General features: G+C 33.4%; 21 protein-coding genes. All 21 read right to left on the bottom strand.

Features of this window, described 5'->3' with window-relative positions:
* Positions 1-20: 20 nt before the first annotated feature.
* The gene (gene hisS / locus BM077_RS09955; protein WP_089749901.1) at positions 21-1,283 is read right to left on the bottom strand and encodes a histidine--tRNA ligase; all 1,263 of its coding nucleotides are present in this window, start codon (positions 1,281-1,283) and stop codon (positions 21-23) included.
* Positions 1,284-1,437: 154 nt separating this feature from the next.
* Positions 1,438-2,652: a SurA N-terminal domain-containing protein gene (locus tag BM077_RS09950; protein ID WP_089749899.1), complete on the bottom strand. Its 1,215-nt coding sequence runs from the start codon at positions 2,650-2,652 to the stop codon at positions 1,438-1,440.
* Between the two features lie 64 nt (positions 2,653-2,716).
* Complete coding sequence (gene hemZ, locus BM077_RS09945; RefSeq protein ID WP_089749897.1) at positions 2,717-4,228, bottom strand: coproporphyrinogen dehydrogenase HemZ; 1,512 nt, start codon at positions 4,226-4,228, stop codon at positions 2,717-2,719.
* Between the two features lie 14 nt (positions 4,229-4,242).
* Positions 4,243-4,863 carry an MBL fold metallo-hydrolase gene (locus BM077_RS09940; RefSeq protein ID WP_089749895.1) on the bottom strand — a complete coding sequence of 207 codons (621 nt, stop codon included), beginning with the start codon at positions 4,861-4,863 and terminating at the stop codon, positions 4,243-4,245.
* Between the two features lie 50 nt (positions 4,864-4,913).
* Positions 4,914-5,363: a D-aminoacyl-tRNA deacylase gene (dtd, locus tag BM077_RS09935; protein ID WP_089749893.1), complete on the bottom strand. Its 450-nt coding sequence runs from the start codon at positions 5,361-5,363 to the stop codon at positions 4,914-4,916.
* Positions 5,364-5,401: 38 nt separating this feature from the next.
* Positions 5,402-7,573 carry a RelA/SpoT family protein gene (locus BM077_RS09930; protein ID WP_090003519.1) on the bottom strand — a complete coding sequence of 724 codons (2,172 nt, stop codon included), beginning with the start codon at positions 7,571-7,573 and terminating at the stop codon, positions 5,402-5,404.
* 52 nt (positions 7,574-7,625) lie between these two features.
* On the bottom strand, positions 7,626-8,138 hold the full coding sequence (locus tag BM077_RS09925; protein ID WP_089749891.1) for an adenine phosphoribosyltransferase: 513 nt from the start codon (positions 8,136-8,138) through the stop codon (positions 7,626-7,628).
* Positions 8,139-8,140: 2 nt separating this feature from the next.
* On the bottom strand, positions 8,141-11,773 hold the full coding sequence (gene recJ / locus BM077_RS09920) for a single-stranded-DNA-specific exonuclease RecJ (protein ID WP_089749889.1): 3,633 nt from the start codon (positions 11,771-11,773) through the stop codon (positions 8,141-8,143).
* A 105-nt stretch (positions 11,774-11,878) separates the two neighbouring features.
* Positions 11,879-13,555 carry an ABC1 kinase family protein gene (locus tag BM077_RS09915; protein WP_089749887.1) on the bottom strand — a complete coding sequence of 559 codons (1,677 nt, stop codon included), beginning with the start codon at positions 13,553-13,555 and terminating at the stop codon, positions 11,879-11,881.
* A gap of 18 nt (positions 13,556-13,573) precedes the next feature.
* On the bottom strand, positions 13,574-14,044 hold the full coding sequence (locus tag BM077_RS09910; RefSeq protein WP_089749886.1) for a DUF456 domain-containing protein: 471 nt from the start codon (positions 14,042-14,044) through the stop codon (positions 13,574-13,576).
* Positions 14,037-14,405, bottom strand: a complete 369-nt coding sequence (locus BM077_RS09905; protein ID WP_089749884.1) for a phasin family protein — start codon at positions 14,403-14,405, stop codon at positions 14,037-14,039. Before BM077_RS09905 ends, BM077_RS09910 begins: the two co-directional genes overlap by 8 nt.
* 163 nt (positions 14,406-14,568) lie before the next feature.
* Positions 14,569-15,798 carry an RNA-guided endonuclease InsQ/TnpB family protein gene (locus BM077_RS09900; RefSeq protein ID WP_176941694.1) on the bottom strand — a complete coding sequence of 410 codons (1,230 nt, stop codon included), beginning with the start codon at positions 15,796-15,798 and terminating at the stop codon, positions 14,569-14,571.
* A 462-nt stretch (positions 15,799-16,260) separates the two neighbouring features.
* On the bottom strand, positions 16,261-17,118 hold the full coding sequence (secF, locus tag BM077_RS09895; RefSeq protein WP_089749881.1) for a protein translocase subunit SecF: 858 nt from the start codon (positions 17,116-17,118) through the stop codon (positions 16,261-16,263).
* A gap of 5 nt (positions 17,119-17,123) precedes the next feature.
* The gene (gene secD / locus BM077_RS09890; RefSeq protein ID WP_089749879.1) at positions 17,124-18,344 is read right to left on the bottom strand and encodes a protein translocase subunit SecD; all 1,221 of its coding nucleotides are present in this window, start codon (positions 18,342-18,344) and stop codon (positions 17,124-17,126) included.
* A 160-nt stretch (positions 18,345-18,504) separates the two neighbouring features.
* The gene (locus tag BM077_RS09885) at positions 18,505-19,170 is read right to left on the bottom strand and encodes an HD domain-containing protein (RefSeq protein ID WP_089749876.1); all 666 of its coding nucleotides are present in this window, start codon (positions 19,168-19,170) and stop codon (positions 18,505-18,507) included.
* Positions 19,142-19,567, bottom strand: a complete 426-nt coding sequence (locus tag BM077_RS09880) for a hypothetical protein (protein WP_089749875.1) — start codon at positions 19,565-19,567, stop codon at positions 19,142-19,144. The genes BM077_RS09885 and BM077_RS09880 overlap by 29 nt, the downstream gene beginning before the upstream one ends.
* A 19-nt stretch (positions 19,568-19,586) precedes the next feature.
* Positions 19,587-20,291, bottom strand: coding sequence for a SpoIIE family protein phosphatase (locus BM077_RS09875; protein WP_089749873.1), 705 nt, complete (start codon positions 20,289-20,291; stop codon positions 19,587-19,589).
* A gap of 142 nt (positions 20,292-20,433) precedes the next feature.
* A complete protein-coding gene (gene lepB, locus BM077_RS09870; protein ID WP_089749872.1) occupies positions 20,434-20,982 on the bottom strand; it encodes a signal peptidase I in 549 nt (182 codons plus the stop codon).
* Positions 20,983-21,030: 48 nt separating this feature from the next.
* Complete coding sequence (yajC, locus tag BM077_RS09865; protein WP_089749870.1) at positions 21,031-21,306, bottom strand: preprotein translocase subunit YajC; 276 nt, start codon at positions 21,304-21,306, stop codon at positions 21,031-21,033.
* Positions 21,307-21,385: 79 nt separating this feature from the next.
* Complete coding sequence (gene tgt, locus BM077_RS09860) at positions 21,386-22,516, bottom strand: tRNA guanosine(34) transglycosylase Tgt (protein ID WP_089749868.1); 1,131 nt, start codon at positions 22,514-22,516, stop codon at positions 21,386-21,388.
* 14 nt (positions 22,517-22,530) lie between these two features.
* Complete coding sequence (queA, locus tag BM077_RS09855; protein ID WP_089749865.1) at positions 22,531-23,556, bottom strand: tRNA preQ1(34) S-adenosylmethionine ribosyltransferase-isomerase QueA; 1,026 nt, start codon at positions 23,554-23,556, stop codon at positions 22,531-22,533.
* Positions 23,557-23,678 lie beyond the last annotated feature (122 nt).

Here is a 23,678-nt window from a genome sequence, read left to right as displayed (position 1 = left end):
TCGTCAAATTACCTCCTAACCTATTCTACCTTTTCTTTCATTACTGTAATTAAGTTGTCTAATTCAATCTCTTCTTGCTCTCCAGTCTTCATCTCTCTTATAGTAGCTACGCCTTTTTCTAATTCGTTGCCACCTAAAATGATACTATATTGTGCATTATTTCGGTCAGCACACTTCATCTGCCCTTTTACACTTCTATCTAAATGATCCATCTCTACTCTCAAACCAGCTTTTCTTAATTGATATAGATATTTAAATGCTGCTTCTTGAGCTGGTTGTCCGATAGTCGTTATAAATAGATCTAAATCTGTTGTTAATGGCAAATCAACTTCTTGTTCTTCTAAAGCAAGGATAATTCGCTCCATTCCCATTGCAAAACCAATACCAGGAATTTCACGACCACCTACTTCTTCTGCTAAACCATCATAACGCCCTCCACCAAAGATAGTGTCTTGAGCTCCTAAGCCTGTATAAATAATCTCAAATGCTGTTTTCGTATAGTAATCCAAACCTCTAACTAACCTCGGATCTAAAATATAGTCTATTTCTAACTCTTCTAAGTACTTTTCAACCATATCAAAGTGATCTGCACATTCATCACACAATGAATCATAGATTTCTGGTGCATCATCAGTATATTCTTTACAATTTTCATTCTTGCAATCAAGAATTCTTAATGGGTTACGTTCATATCTAGATTGACAATCAGAACATAAATCATCTAAATTAGGGGCAAAGTAATCCATTAATGCTTCGCGATATTCATCTCTACAATCGGGACAACCAACACTATTTAAGTGCACCTCTAAATCAGATAGACCTAATTCAGTTAAGATCTGCAGACCTAAAGCTATAACCTCAGCATCAATAGCCGGATTATCTGCACCCAACACCTCAACACCTAGCTGATGAAATTGACGATAACGCCCTGATTGGGGTCTTTCATACCTAAACATCGGCCCAAAGTAGTAATACTTAGTCGGTTGAGCCTGTCCATAAACCTTATGTTCTAAAAATGATCTTACTACAGAAGCTGTACCTTCCGGTCGAAGAGTAATACTCCGTCCCCCTTTATCATCAAAGGTATACATCTCTTTTTCTACAATATCTGTAGTTTCGCCAATTCCTCTTTGAAATAGATTGGTATCTTCAAAGATTGGCGTTCGAATTTCTTGATAATTATATCTTTTAAAGATATCCTGAGCAGTCTCCTCAACATATTGCCATTTTAGACTCTCCTCAGGTAGAATATCATTCGTTCCTCTTGGTCCTGTAATTCCCATCTTTAAACCTCCTAATATTAAAACTAATCCACAATTTTACTAAGAATAAGCTTATCTTATTCTACAATTAAATTTCAAGCATAATCAATTGATAGCACAACTTCAAAGATAACTTTTAGGCATTATCAATTGATTATGCATGTTTAATTACTACTTAATTATCTTTTTGTTGACTATTATTCTCTGCCTTCTTCTTACCACCTGTTTTAGTCTTAGCTTCTTTTTGAATAGCTTTTTGTCTTTCTTTAGCTGCTTTCTTTTGAATAGCTTCAATCTTACTTAGTTCTGCTTGAGATTTTTCTTTATAACCCATCTTTTGATAAATTGATAATAATCTATAATGCATCAAAAGATCATCACCGGCTAATTTAGAAGCTTTATCAAATTGCTTAACTGCTTTCTTCTTAGCACCAGTTTGATAATAGAAGTTACCAAGTGCAAACCTCAATTCAGCGTTTTCTGGTGCCTTATCCAAAGCCTTTTGATAGGTCTCTAAAGCTAAGTCGTTATTACCCTGTTTCTGATATACATCAGCTAAATTCATATATAAATAAATTCTTCCACCACTCTGTTTTAAAGCTTCCTTATAATTCTTAATCGCTTTATCAAACTTTTTGTTCTGTGCTGCTTTAAAACCTCTTAGCTCTGGAGAATTAATCTTAATCTCTGCCTTTGCTTTATAGTCTTCTATTAATTTTGTTAATGCTTGGTTTGTCTTCTGTTGCATTAATTGCTTCTTAATTTCGGACTTCTGTTTAGCAAAGTTATCATCTAACTCTTCTTTGTTTGTCTGCTTCTTGTATGCTGTCTTTATTTCTTGGTCAGTTACTTTAATACCTGACTTTAATTCAGTTGCTAACTTCTGTAACATCTTCTGTTGTTTAATTCTTTCTTTTAAATCTGCCTTAACATCAGCTAGTGTTAACCCTCTAGATTCTAGTATTTTTTCAAAATCAGCTTTAGAATTAGCATAATTATTAATTAATTTATCAATCTGAGTCTGAACCTCTTCATTAGATACTTCTACATTAAAGTCTTTTTCCTTTGCTTTTTGTAATAGTAATTCTTGATTAATCATCTCATCTAAGACCTTACTTTTTAACGCTAAGAGCTGAGTGCTCCCAATCTGTCCTAAATATTGTTGACTCATACCTTGTAATACTTGCAAATACTCCTGATAAGAGATGCCTTTCCCATTGACTACTGCGATATTTCTTTCCGTTACCTGATTATACGATGCCGGTTGGCGTTGAGTTTTAGAATTAGTAAATAGACCGCTAACTCCTACCAATAGACCACCAGCTGCAAAAGCAATAACTACTATATAGATCAGTATCTTTGAGTTATCCCGTAAACTATCAAAAATCATCACTTTATCCTCCCTCTAATAATAGAATAAAACTATTAAGTCAACTTTACTTTCACATTGTAACTTATCTGAATAAAGATGTCAACCTTTGTAATTTGCTAGTGGTCCTCTCTTCTACTTCTCTAATATAATCTTGAGGCTGTTTAGGATTATTTAATCTAGCTATCGTCCAATCTTCTGGATTGACTAACTTAGTTATTGCCCCTCCTCCTAAGCCAATTACTGTTTCACGTTCTTCCATCATTATTATATTATATATCGACTCTAAACCTGGTTTCGCATAACCTATATTTTCAAGATTGCCTAACATATACTTCTGCCGATACATGTAATAAGGCTCCACCCCTAAGTTTATTGCTAGCTGCTTTGAAAGTGCTAACATTCTTCTTACTTCTTCGCTTTGCGGAAAATCTAATTTATTAGAGTTTTGCTTCCACCTTGATGCTCTCTTCATCGCCATTGTATGTACTGTTAAATTATCTGGATTTAATTCTTCTATATCTTGAACCGTTTTAGTAAAAGATTCTTCATCTTCTCCTGGTAATCCAATAATCAAATCCATATTAATATTATTAAATCCAACCTGGCGTGCTAATTTAAAAGCATCTTTAACTTCCCTAATAGTATGGTCTCTTCCTATGGCTTTTAAAGTACCTTGATTCATAGTCTGAGGATTAATACTAATTCGATTAACATTGTATTCTTTCAATAGTTCTAATTTCTTCTTAGTAATTGTGTCTGGTCTTCCGGCTTCTACATTAAATTCTCTTACTTCTAAATGGTAGAAACTTTCTTTAATTATTGCTAGTAGTTCTTTTAATTGTTCTTCATTTAAGGTAGTAGGTGTACCACCACCTAAATAAATAGTATCCACAGTAATTCCATTCTTAGCTAGCCAACTACCTACTTCTCGAATTTCATAATGAAGGCTCTTCAAAAAAGGAGAAATATACTTTGCAGCATCCTTCAGACCATAAGCTGGAAATGAACAGTAACCACATCTCGATGGACAAAAAGGTATTCCTATATAAATACTTACTCTATCCTTAACTTCTTCTTTTGTTGGGAGATATATTCTCTCTTTTTTAACTACCCGTAATAATAGGTCAGCCTTTTCATTACTAACTCCATATGTTGACTGCAAATTATTCTTGATTTCGTTATAATTAAAGCCTTTATCCATTAAAAAATGTCCAATCTTAGTTGGACGAACCCCAATTAAAATCCCCCAGGGACTAGGTGTAAGGTCTAAAAACTTAACTAGTAGCTGATAAATATGAAATTTAACTTTACTCCTACACCTTCGCTCGATATCTCCATCTGTATATCTAGCATCTCTAATCTCTGTATCTATATCTTTTTTCATTAATTCCGTATCTGAACTAACTAATTTAGTCTTTAATTTAATCTTATCAGTATCTACTTTTAAATTGCTTGTAATCACTACTTCAGCTGAATCATCATTAACCACTTCTATATCCGGTATTAAGATATTTAGCATTCTTTTAACTGATGAGTAATAATCTTCTCTGGTCAATTCAAGCTTTATTTGCAACCCCTCTTTTTTAACTTTCATTAACTTATCCCTCACTAAAGAAATGGATTAACTGCTTTAATTTCACCTAACTTGCCACTTGGACCGTGACCGGGATATACTTCTAAATCATCATCTAAGGACATAAGTTTTTCTTCTATCGAAGCCATCAAATCTTCTCGCGAACCATTTGGTAGATCAGTCCTACCAACACCCATCGAAAATAAAGTATCGCCGCTAAATAGCTTCCCATTTCCTAATAATACAATTCCGCCCGGAGTATGTCCAGGAGTATGGATTACTTCTAAATCCCATTCTCCACATTTAACTCTATCACCTTCAACTAATAGCCTATCGGCTGCTGGCCCTTCTATAGCATCACTTTTATGGAAAAAACTTAAATTATAGCGTGGATTAGTTAGATACTCAGCATCAGCTTCATGAATCAATAACTCTGCATCACTATTCTCTGCCAAATACCGATTAGCACTTATATGGTCATGATGCCCATGGGTATCAAGTATGTACTTTAGGTCTAGATTTAATTCATCTAATAAATTCATAATCTCCTCTCCATCATCACCAGGATCAATTACAATGGCTTCTCCAACTTCTTCGTCACCTAAGATATAACAGTTCGTGTCTAATGAGCTAACTTTTAATTCTCTTAAGATCATGCTATCCCCACCTTCTTCATCTTTGCTTTTATTTAAATTCTTTATTGCTATTAAAACTCCTTATTACTGTCTAACATAATCGTTACTGGTCCATCATTAATTAGATTAACCTCCATCATCGCTCCAAATTCACCGGTTTCAACTTTTAAAGGATATTCTTTAACAGCCTTCACATAACGCTGGTATAAATCCTTAGCCTCTTTAGGTGGTGCTGCTGAGGTGAAGTTTGGTCTTTTGCCTTCGTGACAATCACCGTATAGAGTAAATTGCGGCACAATTAGAATGTCTAAATCTAAGTCTCTAGCCGCTAAATCCATCTTTCCTTCTTCATTAGCAAAAATTCTAAGATGAACTGTCTTATCAGCTAAATAATTTATATCAGTTTCATTATCACCTTCACCTACGCCTAATAAGACAAGTAGCCCTTTATTAATCTCACCTATAACTTCTCCATCTACTCTTACCGAAGCTTCCTTAACACGCTGAATTATTACTCTCATAACAGACTCCTTTCGTTCATTCTAAATTATACTTTACTCTAATTAGGTGTAGCTCTCTGAACATCCAATACTCCTTGGATTCTTTCTAATTTATTCATAATATCGGTCATATGCTCTAAACTACTAATCTGTAAGACGATCCGAATATAAGCTAATCCATCATCAGTCGTCTGGGCATTGATAGCTGTAATATTTAGTTGAGCATCAGAGATGACTGTTGTTAAATCGTTTAGTAGAGAATGTTGATTCAATGCTTCAATCTCTAGAGCTACTTCATAAGATGCTTCTTGTTTGACATTCCATTCTACATCAATTCTACGATCAGCATCCTTTTCTAATAAGTTATTAATATTGACACAATCATGGCGATGGACTGAAACCCCTCGTCCTCTAGTGATATAACCGATAATTCTATCTCCGGGTACTGGATTACAACACTTAGCAATTCGCACTAATAGACCTTCCATTCCTTTAACTCTAACACCTTTATCAGCACTACTCTTTCTTCGGGATTTAGTCTTCTCTTTTAATTTCTTTAATATTTTTTCTGGCGACTTATCCTTCTGTTTTTCTTCTTCTGGTCGTAATTTCTTAATCACCTGAGAAGTAGTAATCTTATTATATCCTATAGCCGCATACAAATCCTGAGCACTAGAGCGACCTAACTTACGTGCTATTTCTTCTAACTTAGCTTCTTTTTCTCCTTCTTTTAAATTAATATTATACTTCCGTATCTTACGCTCTAAACTATCCTTTCCTTTATCTATAGCTTCTTCTTGTCTCTGCTTCTTAAACCAACGCTTTATCTTGCTTTTAGCTTTAGATGTCTTAACGAAATTTAGCCAATCACGGCTAGGACCATTACTATTCTTAGAGGTTAAGACTTCAATTATATCACCATTCTCTAACTTATACTCTAATGGTACTATCTTGCCGTTAACTTTAGCTCCTACACACGTATGTCCAACATCAGTATGAATATTATAAGCAAAGTCTACCGGTGTTGCATCACGAGGTAGTGATACTACATCGCCTTTAGGTGTAAAAACAAAGACTTCATCTTCAAAGAGATCAATTTTAAGCGTCTCCATAAATTCAGTAGCATCTTGTAAATCCTTCTGCCATTCTAATAACTGCCTTAACCATGAAATCTTCTTTTCAAACTCTTCATTATTCTGATTTCCCTCTTTATAACGCCAGTGAGCAGCAATACCGTATTCAGCAGTTCTATGCATCTCCCAAGTTCTAATTTGAATCTCTAACGGCTCTCCCTTAGGGCCAATTACTGTGGTATGGAGTGACTGATACATATTAGACTTTGGCATAGCTACATAATCTTTAATTCGCCCTGGCATTGGACTCCATATTTCGTGAATAATTCCTAAGACTTGATAGCATTCTTTAATTGTATTAACAATTACCCTTAATGCAATTAAATCATAAATCTCAGTGAAGTCTTTATCCTGTCGCACCATCTTTTGATAGATGCTATATAAGTGTTTAGGACGCCCATAAATATGAGCATTAACTCCTGAACGCTCTAATCTCTCTTCTATTTTATCAATACAGCTATCTATATATTCTTCTCTTTCGTCTCGATTCTTTGCTACTGAATTAGTCAGTTCATGATATTTATTAGGTTCTAAATGTTTAAAACTTAAATCTTCTAATTCCCATTTCAGTCTGGAAATACCTAATCTATGAGCTAAAGGAGCATAAATTTCTATTGTTTCGGTAGCTTTCCGCTTTTGTTTCTCCTTAGGTAAATATTCTAAGGTACGCATATTATGTAAACGATCAGATAATTTAATTAAGATTACTCGAATATCCTTAGCCATAGCTAAGAACATCTTCCTTAGGCTCTCTGCTTGTTGCTCTTCTCGAGATTTAAAAGCAATTTTACTTAGCTTAGTAACCCCGTTAACTAGCAGAGTAATCTCTTCACCAAATTCATTTCTTAATTGAGCGAAAGACACCTCAGTATCCTCAACTACATCATGTAATAAAGCTCCAGCAATTGAAATAACATCTAACTCTAATTCGGCCATAATTAATGCTACCCCTAAAGGATGTTTAACAAAAGGCTCTCCAGAAACACGATACTGACCCTTATGGGCTTCTTTAGCAAATTCGTAAGCTTGATGAACTAATTCTAAGTTAGGATCACTTGTATAAGATTTTATCTTGTCTGTTAATTCCTTAATAGCCATTATTTTTGCCCCTTTACTCCAATTAGCATTAATTTCTTAGTTAAGATCAAACTTATTCTCTAATTATAGTATATAAATCATAATCCTGCAATTTTTCTCTTCCCTTTAAGAAAGATAATTCTAATAAAAAACCTAATCCTACTACTTCACCACCGATTTCTTCAATTAACTCAGCAGTTGCCTTTACAGTACCTCCTGTAGCTAACAGATCATCTATAATCAACACCTTCTGCCCTTCTTCAACGGCATCCCTATGAATCTCAAGCACATTACTTCCATACTCTAAATCATATTCAGCTCTAGCTACTTCTGCCGGTAACTTGCCCTCTTTTCTTGCTGGCACAAAGCTCTTGTCTAATTCTAAAGCTAAAGGCGCCCCTACCAAGAATCCTCTTGCCTCAATACCGACAATTACATCTATTTCCATATCTTTATACTGTTCTACAAATTGTTGAATTGCATATTGATAAGCCTCAGGGTCCTTTAATAAGGTAGTAATATCCTTAAATTCAATTCCTTCCTCTGGAAAGTCCTTAATCACTCTTATCTTTTCATTTAAATCCACTTTTAATCTTCCTCCTTAATTTTTACTAATTTTGTTGGATAAATAGGTTTATTAATTAATGATAATAACTTTTCAGCCGATTCATTGAGGGCCATCTTTTTAAATTTCTTGAAAGCATCTTTATCTTCCTGCCCTTCTTGATATCTTAATGAATCATTTAAATCTAATTTATCAGCAGGAGCTTGTTCTAATTGAATTATTCTCTTTCCTACCTCCTGAATCCTAGTTAATAGGTTTAGTTCTTCTAAAATCCCTAAACCGGCAGAAATAGTATTATCTCTAACTTTATGTTTAACTAATTTACTTACCTCATCAGCTAATTGCTGATTAGTTAGTCTAACCTCTTGATCATCATCTTCTACCATCTTTAATACTCGATAAAGTTCAGCTAATATATCTCGTTCAGGTGCCATACTATCTAAGATAAATTCATTAATTCTTACATCTCTATCTTCAAACAAAAGATGAACTTTAGCTTCTTCACCATCTCTACCAACTCGACCACTCTGTTGATTAAATTCAGTAAGGTTGAAATTAAGATGATATAAGATAACATTACGAATATCAGGAATATTTATTCCTTCACCAAAAGCACTAGTCGAAACTATTATCTTTAATTCTCCATTTCTAAACATATTTTCTACTGTATTACGCTCTTTATTGGTTAAACCAGCATTATAAAAGGCTATTTTGTCAGCTAATGCCGGTATTTCTTCTCTTAATTTACTAGCAATTTCCACACTCTTTTCTCTACTATTTACATATATAATGCTCTTTTCACCACTTTTTAATAAGTTCCGCAGATAACTATCTTTGTCATTACAATTTCTTTGATCGACTATCTTTAAGTTACTACGGATATGAGGATCAACTATAATTTGATCAATAGATAAAGTTTGACTAATCTCTTGTGCAACTTGATCATTAGCAGTTGCTGTAACTGCTAATGTTAACGGATCATCTAATTTTGTAATCAATCTTCCTAAACGCTTATAAGTTGACCGAAAAGAATTAGTAGCTAAACCAATATGATGGCTTTCATCAACAACTAAAAACCCTATCTCTTCTCTTAAGTTTAGAAATTTATCTAAATGATATTCAAGAAATTCGGGAGTTGTTAATAAGATATCTAAATCTCCTTGTTGTAGAGCAGTCATTAACTCTTCTCTCTCACTAACACTTAATGAGCCATTTGCTTTATAAACTTGCAAACCTAAAGGATTTAATTTGTTCTGTAAAATTTCAAACTGATCATTGACCAAGGCTCGTAATGGATATAATACAATAGTTATTTCACCTTGATCTAAGGCTTTCAAGGCTGCAAAACTTTGAAAAATAGCTGATTTGCCTCGTCCTGTACCAAAGATAGCCAATGTATTCTTCTTATTAAATAGGCTATTTAGAGCTTCTTGCTGTTTAGGTCTAAAGTCGTATTCTCCAATTAACGAACTCCGTATCTCCTCTAATATTTCGGCTTGACTTAAACTTTGCAATCTAGCTCTTTGGGCTCTAGTGTTAACTTCAACCTCTCCGGCTTCACATCCTTCTTTGCGAATAAAGATATTGACTCCTAAGTTCTGTTCTCCTCCACCGGTAACTTCAGAAACGTTTACTTGATAATAGAATCCTAAATCTAAATATGGCGCTAAATACTGGGCTAAATTAGCATTTAAATAACCAATCTGCTTTCCAGCATTATTCTCTACTTTTATTGCCGATTCATCATATTCATTATCTGGCTCTCTAACTAACTTTAATTTTTCACCAGCCCTTAGTTCTGTAATTATCTCTTGCCGATTTTCAAAGGTTACTCCTACTACTTTAGTATAAAATTTATCAGCATCTCCAATACCACGATAATAATCATTAGCAATAATCTCATCAGATCTAGCAAATAGTCTATCGACAAAAGATACCTCTGGAAGATTTATATCCCGCAAATTTAGTTGTATTTTTTTATTACCTTTCCATTCATTAATCTCTAAAGAGCCTGCGATAGCTATTCCTTCTCTTTGGGTAATCAATTTCTCACGAAAGTCAGCTAAATTAAAACCTATGCAGTCTAACTTATTATCCTTATCATCACTAACCATTAACTTTAGATGCTTTTTAGAATTGCCTACTATTCTAAAGTTAGCTACATTCACATCCTTAATTGCTAGTTTAGGTCGCGGATTCTTTAGACCAAATGGAGCTAAGGAGTTTATTTCTTCAACTAAATCCATATCTAAATCTGATAATTCTACCTCTGCATCTAGTCTAAGTTTCGGTACTAAGTCTTCTTCAGTTAGAGCTTCTTCAGCATATTGATTAATTTCTTTTCTAAATTGAACAATATCTTCTTGAGCAATACTTAATCCAGCTGCCTGTTCATGCCCGCCATAATTAGGTAATAGATCTTTTGAATTCTTTATTGCCTGGTAAATATTTAATCCTTTTATACTGCGAGCAGAACCTTTCCCAATCCCATCTTCTTCAATAGCAATCATAATTGTCGGTCGGTAATACTTTTCAACAATTTCAGAAGCAACTATCCCTACAATTCCTGAATGCCATCCTTCAGATGCTAAGACTAATACTTTAGTTTTATCTAAATCAATTCCTTCAACCATCAATTCCGCTTCATGCAAAATCTTATCTTGAATATCTTTTCGCTCACGATTCAATTCATCTAACTTCTGAGCAACTTCTCTAGCCTCCGAAGGTCTTTCTGTTATCAATAAACTCAAGGCTAAATCAGGGTCCCCAATCCGGCCAGCAGCATTAATCTTAGGCGCTAAGATATAGCCAACACGTCCAGTACTAATTTCTTTGCCTTCTAAATCTGAAACTTCAATTAACGCTTCTACTCCTAGATTATTAGGGTTTCTTAATAAATCTAAGCCATGCTTAACAATAATTCTATTCTCTCCTTGTAAAGGCACAATATCTGCTATAGTTCCTAAAGTAACCAAATCTAGATATTCATTAATAACTTCATCTACTTGTAGAGTATGCTCCATAATAGCTAGTCCATGAATTAACTTAAAAGCAACTCCTACCCCACATAATTCAGGAAACGGATAGTTACAGTCATCCTGCTTAGCATTAATTACTGCTTTGGCATTAGGAACTTGATCGGGTACTTCATGATGATCAGTAATAATCACATCAATTCCTAATTCGTTAGCATATTCAACTTCATCATAATCACTAATTCCACAGTCAACAGTAATTAAAAGTTCTACCCCTTGGTCTGCTAGCTCTTTAATTGCCCCTTTATTGAGACCATAACCTTCTTCTATCCGATTAGGAATATGGTGCTTAGGTTCAGCATTTAATCTCCTAAAGAAGTTAATCAACAAACTAGTACTAGTAATTCCATCTACATCATAATCTCCATAAATAGCAATCGTTTCTTCAAAAGAGATAGCCTGTAAAATTCTTTCTACCGCCTCTTTCATCCCTCTAAATAAAAAAGGAGAATGAAGGTCATTTAAATCAACATGCAAGAACTCTTCAATCTCTTCCTCAGTTTGCAAGCCACGATTTACTAAAATTTCTGCCATAACCTTCGATAAATTAAGTCTTTCACTTAAATTTTTACTAAGTTCTTCTTTTTGTTTAGGTAGTTGCCATTTTTTATCCAATATCACCTTTTATAGCCTCCAAATTCTACAAGCTTTAAAAATATTCTTGCTCAAACACTTTTATTATTCTAGATTTATATCAATCTTCCTGCTTATTTGATTCTTCTCCCATTAAAATCTACCAGATTTAATAATAGAAATAATTAATAAGATTCCAAAAAAGCCTGCTATCAAATAACCGCTTAACCCAATCATTGGTAGACCTAAAAATGAAGGCCCCTTATCTATCTGCATAACCAAGGATGACCCGACAATTAATGCTGCAATAATTACTGAGATTGATAAACGATTAGTAACTATATCTAATTTAGAAATCAACTCATCTAAACCTAAATGCTTCAATTCTATTCTTAAATTCCTGTTTTCCAATAACCTTAACACCTTGTCCAACTTTTCAGGAAAATTAATTATAAAATCATAAAACTCTCTAATATCATCAAATAAATCTTTAATCAGACGTTTAGGCTCTAAACGTTCTCTTAATAACTTATAAGCAAAAGGTTTAGCAGTTTTAATTGCGTTAAACTCAGGATCTAAATCTGTCCCTACTCCTTCAAGAGTAATCAAAGATTTCCCAAGCAAGATAAAATCAGATGGAAGTTCCACACGATATTCATATGCTAATTGCAACATTTGATTAATTATTCTACTCAATTCAACATCTTGAAGACTAACCCCATAGTATTCATCTAATAGTTCATTTATATCTCTCTTTAGTGACCTTTCATCAATCTGTTGAGTTAGGACTCCTAAATTCAGTAACCCATCAAGCATCTTATCTTCATCTTGTCTAATAACAGCTAAAAATATATTAGCGATCTCTTCCATTGTTTTTTGATCTATACGACCTACAATACCAAAGTCTAAATATGCCAATTGTTCTTTATCAGTTACTAACATATTCCCTGGATGTGGGTCACCATGAAAGTAACCATCTATTAATATCTGCTTCATAAATGATTCAGCACCAATTTTAGCTAACTTTTTACGGTTAAACTTAGTCTCTCCCTTACAAACTTTACTTAACTTAACTCCATCAATATATTCTAATACTAACAACTTCTTAGTACTAAAATCCCAATGTACTTTTGGAATCTTTACTTTTTTATCATCTGCAAAATTCTCTCGAAATTTATCTGTATTCTTACCTTCAATCTCATAATTTAATTCTTTCTTAATCAGCCGATCAAATTCTTTTGCAATCTCTACTGGATTTAAAAATTCATCTGTAAATACTCTTTGTTTTAATACTTTAGCTAAATTAAATATAATATCCAGGTCAGTCTGAATCATATTTCTAATATTAGGTCGTTGAACCTTAATTACTACTTTCTGACCACCTTTTAGATATGCTTTATGAACTTGACCAATCGATGCTGCTGCTAAAGGTTCTTTTTCTATCTCTGTAAATAATTCACGATAACTACAGTCTAACTCCTTTTCTACTTGTTCAATTACTGATTCGAACTCAAAAGAAGGGACCTCATCTTGCAGTTTAGTTAATTCTTCAATATAATTCTGCGGAATCAAATCGGGTCTAGTACTCAATAGTTGGCCTAATTTAATAAATGTAGGCCCTAATTCTTCTAAAACTAAACGTAATCTCTTAGCTCTAGATAGTTCATTAGACTCCTGAGGTTCTATATTAAATCTCTTTCTTAAAGGTAAAAACTGATATAAATCCAAACTATCAATCAAATAACCAAAGCCATTCTTAATTAAGACTTCTGCTATCCTTCGATAACGTTGGATATGACGATAATGTCGGTTTAAACTCCAAAAAGCCATTTAAGTCACCATCCTAGATTAAAAAACTCTACTTAATAGTAAACCAGTCATTAATAATGCTATTAAAAATGAGAATATAGAACCTCCTAGTGCTCCTAATAAAGCACCTACCCCTATCTTGCCTGCTGCAATTAAATCTTTTCCTGTAATCAATTCTACAATTATGCTTCCACTTAACATCCCCACTAAAACTCCTAATGGGCCACCAAATATAATACCAATCAAGCCACCTACTATTGCACCTATTATCCCATACTTACTACCACCAAACTTTTTAGCACCAATTCCACTAACTATGTATTCTAACACTTCTGCTACTATACTTAATCCGGTTAGTATTAAAAGAAATTTTATAGATACCAAATGAAACCCTTCTAATAAACCATAAATAAGTGCTCCTATGACTATAACAGGAGTTCCTGGCAAACCAGGCAATAAAGTCCCAATTACTCCGATTAAAGCCATAATAAGAATTATGGCTTTAATCATTAACTTCTGAGATTAATTCAGAATCTTCATTTTCTCCTTCTTTCAAACCTTCAATCTCTTCTCGTAAAGCTACAATTTCTAATTCTAAATTTCTAACTTTATCTTTTAAGTTATCTATCTCATTATCTCTTTTAAGACCAGCTTTTTCTAATAATTCTTCAAATTCTTTCTTTACCTTATCTTTAGTTTCATCTCTTTCTTTTTCAAACATTTCCATTAGATCATCAATTATTACTTCAGCTTCTTCGCGGTTAAGTCTGCCCTGTTCAACTAATTCCTCCACTAATTCCTCGGCTTTTTCCTTAGTAAATAACATCGCCCCTAAACCAGTAGCAAGTGTCTTTTTAAATAATTCAAACATAAGCATCCCTCCTCAGTTAGATAATCCTTAGCTTTAATTATAACACAGGTAAGAACTCATGCCAAATATGACTTAATATTAATTTTTTGACCTACTCCCCACCCATTCACTACGTTCATGAACGAGGATTCTTGATAGTTCAAGACCATCTTCCAAACTGATGTTACGCTGAAACTCCCTGACTACTAAACGGTCTAGAGTTCCATTCAACTTGGCAACTAATGGAGTTAGAATCATATCTTACTCCATAGGGCGAGGTCAATTCGCCTTCTAACCTAGAGGACTTATCTAAATTGCCCCTAGTATACTTTTTATAAATGTTAATAGCACCAATGCTATCTCTATGATATTCAAAACCACATTGACAGATATAATTTCTATTAGTAGGTTTATGTCTTTTATTACATTTAGGGCAGGTTTGACTTGTATAAGATTCTTCTTGATAGTCAACTTCTATTCCTACTGATTTTGCTTTATATTCAAGCATATCTGTTAATTGCTTATATACCCATTGGTGCAAGCTTTGATTAGTTTTAGTGCCAAAATTGATCTTTTCTCTAATACCTTTAATATCACCAATCACAATAATAGAAACTTTATTCTTAATACAGTATGAAATAAGATGACTGCTATATTTTTGCAATAGGTCATTAATCTTATTTCTACTTTTAAGCATAAGTTTCTTTTTACCACGATTGAGTCTCTTCCAACGATTAGAGAATTTTTGACACTTAGAGATTTTAGTTTGCAATTTAGCTAACTCTTTATTCCTAAATCTAATAAAAGAGTTGAGTTTTCCACCATTATAAATTAAACTCTGTTCTCCATCAAAAGTTACCATAGGATGAATTTGACCGAGGTCAATAGATAAAGTTTTATTAGTATTATAATCTATTTGTTTATTTTCAACATCAACTACAATATGGAGTTTGTATTTATTTTCTTGATGATGATAGATTATTTCAGCATATTTAGGTCTCTGATTTAAACTAGAAGTTTTAACCTTTAATGGAATTGCACCTCTACCATTAGATAACCTTAATATACCATTATCTTTTAATTTAATAGCAGACTTTTTATAGATTACTTTATTAAACTTTCTAGTCCGATATGGTGGTTTGGGATTACCTGCTTTATTCATAGATTTAAAGAAAGATTTAAGATTAGTATAGTATTGTTGTACCGAACCTTGTTTAGATTGTGAGTGCATTCCAAACTCGCTAGCATATAATTTAATTAATTTCTCCATATCGTTTTTAGATAACCATATATCTTTAGATTGCTTTAACTTAAAGGTAGTTGATACAGTTTTAGAGTATATACGACCACTTAACCTAGATAATCTATGTGCTAAATCTTGTTGTTCAATAGGTAGTATATAAGTTTTATCCATCATTGACACCTCCCTTTAACTTAATTACATTATATCACAAACACATAGGTATTGGAAGTTGTTCCCATAGACGTTGTTCCCATAGACGTTGTTCCCATAAATAATATGTTTAATTATTCCTGAAACTAAATTATTTAACGAAGCTATTAAGGATTTATACAAGAAGTACAAGAATAATTTTAATTTTCAGATTGACTAAAAATTAAAATAGCCAATTCATCCCCACCCTAATTCAAGGGTGAGGCTTTCTTGACTATAATTCGGTAAGGTAATATATTCTTTTTATTCTCAAATCATATTATGGTTTAACCACAAAAAGGTCATATTTCGTGATAGAATAAATTTTTGTGTCCTAAACATATTATTATTCTACTTAACTGATCATCTATTTATCCCTAAATAGATAAAACCACCCTTAATTTACCTTAGGGTGGTTAATAATACTCTATATTATTACAGCATTTAAGCCTTTCTTTTTTGCCAAGCATCCCATTCTACTAAAACAGGACTAGCAACAAAGATAGAAGAATAAGTTCCTGCCATAATACCGATTAACAGAGCTAACATAAAGTTCTGGATTGTGGCTCCTCCAAATACTAAGATAGCAACAACAGAAACTAAAGTAGTTAACGAAGTATTGATTGAACGAGGCAATGTATCTAAAATAGCTTTATTATTTAGTTCAGCAAAGGTCTCTTTCTTCTTATAGTTAATCTTTTCTCGGATTCTATCGAAGATAACTATGGTATCATTAATAGAATAACCGATAATTGTTAATAAAGCCGCAATAAATGGACTATTAATCTCTTGTCCTAGAATAGAAAAGAGTCCAACCACAATTAACGTATCATGTAATAAGGCAATGATTGCTGCCATAGCAAACTTAAATTCAAATCTAACACTGATATAGATAACAATAGCAATAGCCGCTGCTAATAGAGCTAATAAAGCCTTTTTCTTTAATTCTGCCCCAATTGTTGGACCTACCATCTCTGTTCTTAACATCTTAGCTGATGGGAATTCTTCTTTGATTCTTTCTTGAATATTAGTAATCTTATCTTGATTAAGACTAACTGTTCTGATAAAGATACCTTTATCGCCAGTCTCTTGAATGATACTTTCCTTTCCTAAACCAAACTCATCAAATACTCCCCTTACTTGCTTAGTCGATACTGATTTATCAAATGAAAACTCCATCAAAGTTCCACCAGTAAAATCAATACCCCAGTTCATTCCTTGAACTACCATCGAAATTAAACCAGCAATAATTATCAAACTAGAAATAATAAACCAAACCTTACGTTTACCGATAATATCCAAAAGAATTACCTCCTTGCTCGGCCAAATGAACTTTGACCCTTTAATAAATTAGCATCTAACGCTAAATCTATAATAGTTCTAGTTACTACAATTGCAGTAAACATACTAGCTAAAATACCTATACTTAAAGTAATAGCAAACCCTCTAACCGTTCCCGTGCCAAAGTAAGCAAGGATTGCTGCTGTAATTAAAGTAGTTACATTTGAATCTAAAATAGTCTTAAATGCACGTTCAAATCCGGCTCTAATAGCTGCTCGTGTAGTCTTACCTTGTCCTAACTCTTCCTTGATACGTTCAAAGATGATAATATTAGCATCTACAGCCATACCTACTGAAAGAATAAGACCTGCAATTCCAGGTAGAGTTAAGGTGGCACCTAATCCGGCTAACGTTCCTAAAACAATAATGCCATAGATACCTAAAGCTAAAGTAGCGATTAAACCTGAAACACGATATAAGATAATCATTAATAAAGCCACTAATACTAAGCCAATTGCGCCAGCATTAATACTTTTATTGATTGATATTTTACCCAATGTTGGTCCTACAGTTCTATTCTCTATTACTTTAACTGGAACCGGCAATGCACCTGCTCTTAATAATAGTGCATCCTTTTGAGCTTCTTCTAATGTCTTATAACCTGTAATTATACCTTGACCACCAGTAATTGGGTTCTGCACCATTGGATTAGTCAATAAGTCATTATCTAAGTAAATAGCAATTCGCTGCCCTACATACTTTTTAGTTAGTTTAGCAAATTTATCTGCACCTTCATCATTCAACCTAAATCTAATCACCGGTCTTCCAAACTGTCCACCATAATCTGCTTGAGCATCAATTAAAGTTTCTCCGGTCATAACAACCTCTCCCGCCGGATTCTTAAACTTTAATTGTGCAGTCTTACCTATAGTATTGATTGCTTGATTTGGATTCTTAATCCCCGGTAGTTCTACAATAATTCTCTTATCTCCCTGCCTTTGAATTACCGGTTCTGTTAATCCCATCTGATTTACTCTCCGACTAATAACACTAGTTACTCTACGCATAGCATCGTTAGTTACAGGACTTTCTGGCGTTTCCTGGGCTTCTAAAACTACATGGGTTCCCCCTTGTAAATCTAAACCTAAATTAATGCTCTGATTAATCGGAAATAAGAAGTAGACCGCTGCTGCAAGTAAAACTACTATTCCGATTAATTTAAATGTTCTCTTTTGACTCCGAGTCATTACAAATACTCTCCTTCCTATACTTTAAAACTAAGTAATAACATATTCTAAACCAACAACTTATATTATATCTCTTTCAATATAGCTTGTCAATTTTAACTAAAGAAGATTTGTGAAAATTTACTCTAAAAAGTTAAAAGCCAGGCGCAATTAATTATATCTACAATAATTCAACCTCATTGATAATCAATTGGAAATCACAACTTAAAGCCTCAGCTGCCCGCCGACACATAATCATTCGGGTTAAAAAGATTTCAAAGTATTCCATAACTGTACTAATTTCTGTATCAATTTCTAATTCTAATGTAATTATCTTATCATCATTATTTACTTCAATGAAGGACTGTTTAGCTGCATAATTGACCCGATCATGAATGTCAAAAGTAGCATAGTCATTATTTCTGACCCTTGTCCAATGAACATCTGATTTATCAGAAATAATTAAAGCAGCAGCTACAACATTAACTGGTTCTCCTGTGCCTTCATCATGATTGCCTATGGCGCCAATTATAGTCGCTATATCTTCATAATTAACCTCTAATTCTGTTAAAATTCGTGAAACTAATATAGCCGAAGTATGTCCATGATTTTGACGATTGACAACGTTACCTATATCATGTAAATAACCGGCAACCGCTGCTAATTCTGTAGTATGTCTAGGATATTCTAACCTTTGCAAAATATCTCTAGCAATATCAGCAACTAAACTAGCATGACGAAAGCTATGTTCTGTAAATCCTAGCGACCTTAAATGTTCATCAGCTTTCTTTATGTAAGCAGTTATCTGTGGATTTTCTTTAACTTCCTGTAGAGTAATCGAGCTCATTATCGCTTCTTCCTCCTTTTAATATCACATTTCGATCATCTATTAGTTTTTCGTTAACTAAATAATTAATAATCTTCTCTATAGTCTCTTCTATAGTCAAATTATCAGTCTTTAAATATAAATCACAATTCTGTAATGCACCTTGCAACCTTTCTTTCTGTATCTTAATTCTTTCTACACCCCAACCAACATTTCGTCTCTCTTTAATAGTTTCATAACTACAATCTAAAACTACTAATACGTCTGGATTTAGTCTAGTCCACAATGACTTACTATAAGAATGCTCCTGAGCACAAGTTTTAGCATTAAAACCTAAATCTTTTAATCTCTCTACAACTGATGACTTACCAGAAGCACAAATCCCTACAATTAAAATATTAAGGTCTTCTTTATTCAAGGGACTACACCACCTTCTATTAGATCGGTAGCGAAAGATTATACTCTTTAATCTCCTTTTGATTAATATTTTCTACTAATCCTAAAACCACTACCGTCATATCATCTTGAGGTCTATTCTTATCTAACTCTAAAGCATGAGTCAAAATTCGTTTCGCTAAGCTTTGGGGTTCATTACTAGAGTTATTTTTGCAGATTTCAATTATATCACTAAGCTTTACTTGCTGGTCAAATCGTCTCCCAGCATGTAAAATACCATCAGAAAAAGCTAAAAATTTCATTCTTGGCTTTAACTTTACTTCATTGATTATTGGTTTGACTTCTTTATGAAACCCAATCGTCTTAACTTTCTTATCAAAGATGACCTCTTTGTCATCATCAATTAACATAATAGGGGTATTACTATTTCTAGAAAGAACGATTGAATCGGTATCTAAATCTACAGATAGAATATTCAAAGTAGAAGATACTTTGCCATGTCGCAATGTATATAGATAATCATGAACTGCTCTCCCAACTGCACCGTCTCTTGCTCCATCACCTATTAGAGAGATCGCCTTATTAACTACTAGATTACTAATCGTCTTCGCTTTTCTTCCACTTCCTTGCCCATCTGCTAGAATAACTGAAAAGCCTCCTTGAGGTCTTTCAACTACTTCAACAGTGTCTCCACTACCAGAAACACCATATTTAGCTCTTTTGGCAATTTCAATCTTGACTTCCATACCTACTTCCACTTCCTTCTTTAGTATGATTACTATTCTTTCATCTTATTATTATTTTAATACTATAAGAAAGGCCATCATCTATGAAATCCAGATGATAGCCTTATATTAGTTTATCTAAACAATAAATAATAAATTATAATTAATTCAAATGCTCATAACTTTGATGATCAATAACTCTCATATTAGTTAATGGCCAATAGACCCAAAATGCCTTGCCGGAAATACTATCATAAGAAACAAAGCCAACTAATGAACTATATCTACTATCAGCACTATTATTCCGATTATCTCCTAAGACAAATAGATGATTCTTTGGTACTTTATAAGGTCCAAAGTTACCTAAAGTTGCTTCTAAAATATAATTCTCTTTAATCTGTTTGCCGTTAATATATACTTTCTTATTCCGAATCTTTACTCTATCTCCTGGCAAACCGATTACGCGTTTAATATACTTTCTACCAGGAGCACCTTTAGGAGTAAAGACTATTATATCTCCTCTCGCCGGTTCTGAGAAACGATAAGAAAGTTTATCAACAAATAAACGTTCTCCGTTATGTAAGGTCGGCTCCATAGATTGCCCTTGTACTACAAACGATTGAGCAATAAAAGTAATAATAAAAAATGCTAAAATACCAGCAATTACTACTGACTCTACTAACTCTTTAACTTCTTTTCTTGTAACCTGCATAAAATATCCTCCTATTATTGAAACAGATTTAAACGAAGAAAATTAATATTAATTTTCTTCGTCAGCACTACTAGAATGATGAATAGCCCTTCTAAGTACAGTAACCCTTACCTCATTAGGAAGGAGTTCTAAAGTTAAATCATCTTCTTCAATTTCTACTATTTCTCCTTTAAGACCTCCAATAGTCGTTACTTCATCACCTACCTTAAGATTATTCACCATTTCTTGATGTTCTTTCTGTTGCTTACGTTGTGGTCTAATAAACAAAAACCAAAATATACCAAAAATTGCTATCCAGGTTATCCATGGTAGATAGTTTTCCATATGTAAACTCCTCCTTGTAAAATTTAGTCACTACTATTTTATATTTCAATACTAACAACTTAATTCCTCTATTTTAACTTTAAATATTAAAGTCAGTCACTTCTAAACCATATTTCTGATAAAACTCTGCTCTATATTCTAATAATCTATCTTCTTCAATAGCTTTTCTAATATTAGTCATTAGATTACATAAAAAATAAAGATTATGATAAGTAGTTAAACGCAAGCCCAAGATTTCGTTTCTTTTAATCAAATGACGAATATAAGCACGAGTATAATTACGACAGACATAACAATCACATTCTGGGTCTAAAGTAGTGAATTGTCGCTTATAAGTTGCATTTCGAATCGTAATCCGCCCTTGACTAGTAAATACAGCTCCATTTCTAGCAATCCTAGTTGGAAAGACACAGTCAAACATATCTACTCCTCGGATAACTCCTTCAAATAAGTCTTCTGGCGTCCCTACTCCCATTAAGTATCTCGGTTTATCTTTAGGTAATAATTCAGGTGCATAATCTAATACTTCATACATTAATTCATTAGCTTCACCTACACTTAAACCACCTATAGCATAGCCAGGAAAGTCAAGCTCCGTAATCTCTTTCGCGCTCTGTTCTCGTAAATCTTGATGCATTCCTCCTTGGATAATCCCAAATAATGCTTGGTCCTCTCTTGTATGAGCTTCTTTACATCGCTTGGCCCAGCGAGTCGTTCTTTCTAAAGACTCTTTTACATAGTCTTTCTCTGCCGGATAAGGAGGACATTCATCAAAAGCCATAATAATATCGGCACCTAAAGCCATCTGAATCTCCGTCGCCTTTTCTGGTGTAATAAAGTGTTTGGACCCATCTAAATGAGACTGAAACTCTACTCCTTTTTCAGTAATATCTCTCATATCAGCCAAACTAAAGACCTGAAACCCACCGCTATCTGTTAGGATTGGTCGATCCCAATTCATAAATTCATGTAATCCCCCAGCTTCTTCAATCAAATCATGACCAGGTCGTAAATATAAATGATATGTATTACTCAAAATAATCTGAGATCCAAGCTCTTTTAACTCCTCCGGAGTCATCGCCTTAACTGTAGCTTGAGTACCTACCGGCATAAAGATTGGTGTCTCTACCTTACCATGTGGTGTATTGAACTCTCCTAATCTTGCTTTCGTATCACTAGATTCTTTATGTAAAGTATATTCAAATGACATTAATTCTACCCCCTCTAAATAATTAACATTGCATCACCAAAACTATAAAATCTATATTCGTCTTCTACTGCTTTTTGATATGCTTCCATGACTAAGTCTTGACCACAAAAAGCACTAACTAGCATAATTAAAGTTGATTTAGGTAAATGGAAATTAGTCAATAGAGCATCAACTACTCTATATTCATATCCAGGATAAATAAAGATATCAGTCCATCCTTTATCAGCTTTAACATAGCCTCCTTCATTACCTACAGTCTCTAACGTTCTAGTCACAGTAGTACCTACAGCAAAAACTCTCTTACCTTCTTCTTTAGTCTTATTGATTATTTCTGCTGTTTCTTGTGAAACTTCATAGTACTCAGCATGCATATCATGTTCTTCTACTTTCTCTGCCCGAACTGGTCTAAAGGTACCTAAACCGACATGAAGAGTAATATAGACGATATTAACTCCTTTTTCTTCTAGCTTACTTAATACTTCTTCTGTAAAATGAAGTCCAGCTGTTGGTGCGGCAGCTGCTCCTCTCTTTTTAGCAAAAACCGTCTGATACTGTTCTCGCTCTTCTAGTTCTTTTGTAATATAAGGAGGTAAAGGCATCTCTCCTAATTTATCTAATATTTCAGCAAAGACACCGTCATACTCAAATTTTACAACTCGTCCACCAAACTCAGTTCTTTCTTTTACTTCAGCAATTAAATCTCTATCACCAAAGACCACTCTTGTTCCAATCTTAACTTTCTTTCCAGGCCTAACTAAGACCTCCCAAGTGTCTAAGCCTACTTCTGTTAATAATAAGAATTCAACCTTTCCTCCGGTCTCTTCTTTAAAACCATATAAACGAGCTGGAATTACTTTCGTATTATTTAATACAATAGTATCTCCTGATTCAAAAAAATCTATTATTTCTTTGAATACTCTCTCTTCAATTTCATCAGAATTTCGATCTACAATCATTAATCTTGATTCATCTCTAGGATTCATTGGCTCTTGTGCAATTAATTCTTCTGGTAAATGATAGTCAAAATCTGCTACTTTCATTCTTAATTCCTCCATCATATCTCTATTTGAATGCTACATAATCACCTTTAATATTTTATCCATAGTATTCTCCTTTTTATTATTTAAATAACTTCATAAGTAAAGATAAAATAATACTAAAT

The sequence above is a fragment of the Candidatus Frackibacter sp. WG13 genome, assembly GCF_900114655.1.
Lineage (GTDB): Bacteria > Bacillota > Halanaerobiia > Halobacteroidales > Acetohalobiaceae > Frackibacter.
Note: the sequence above shows the minus strand (reverse complement) of the source record. Positions and strands in the feature narration are given on the sequence as shown.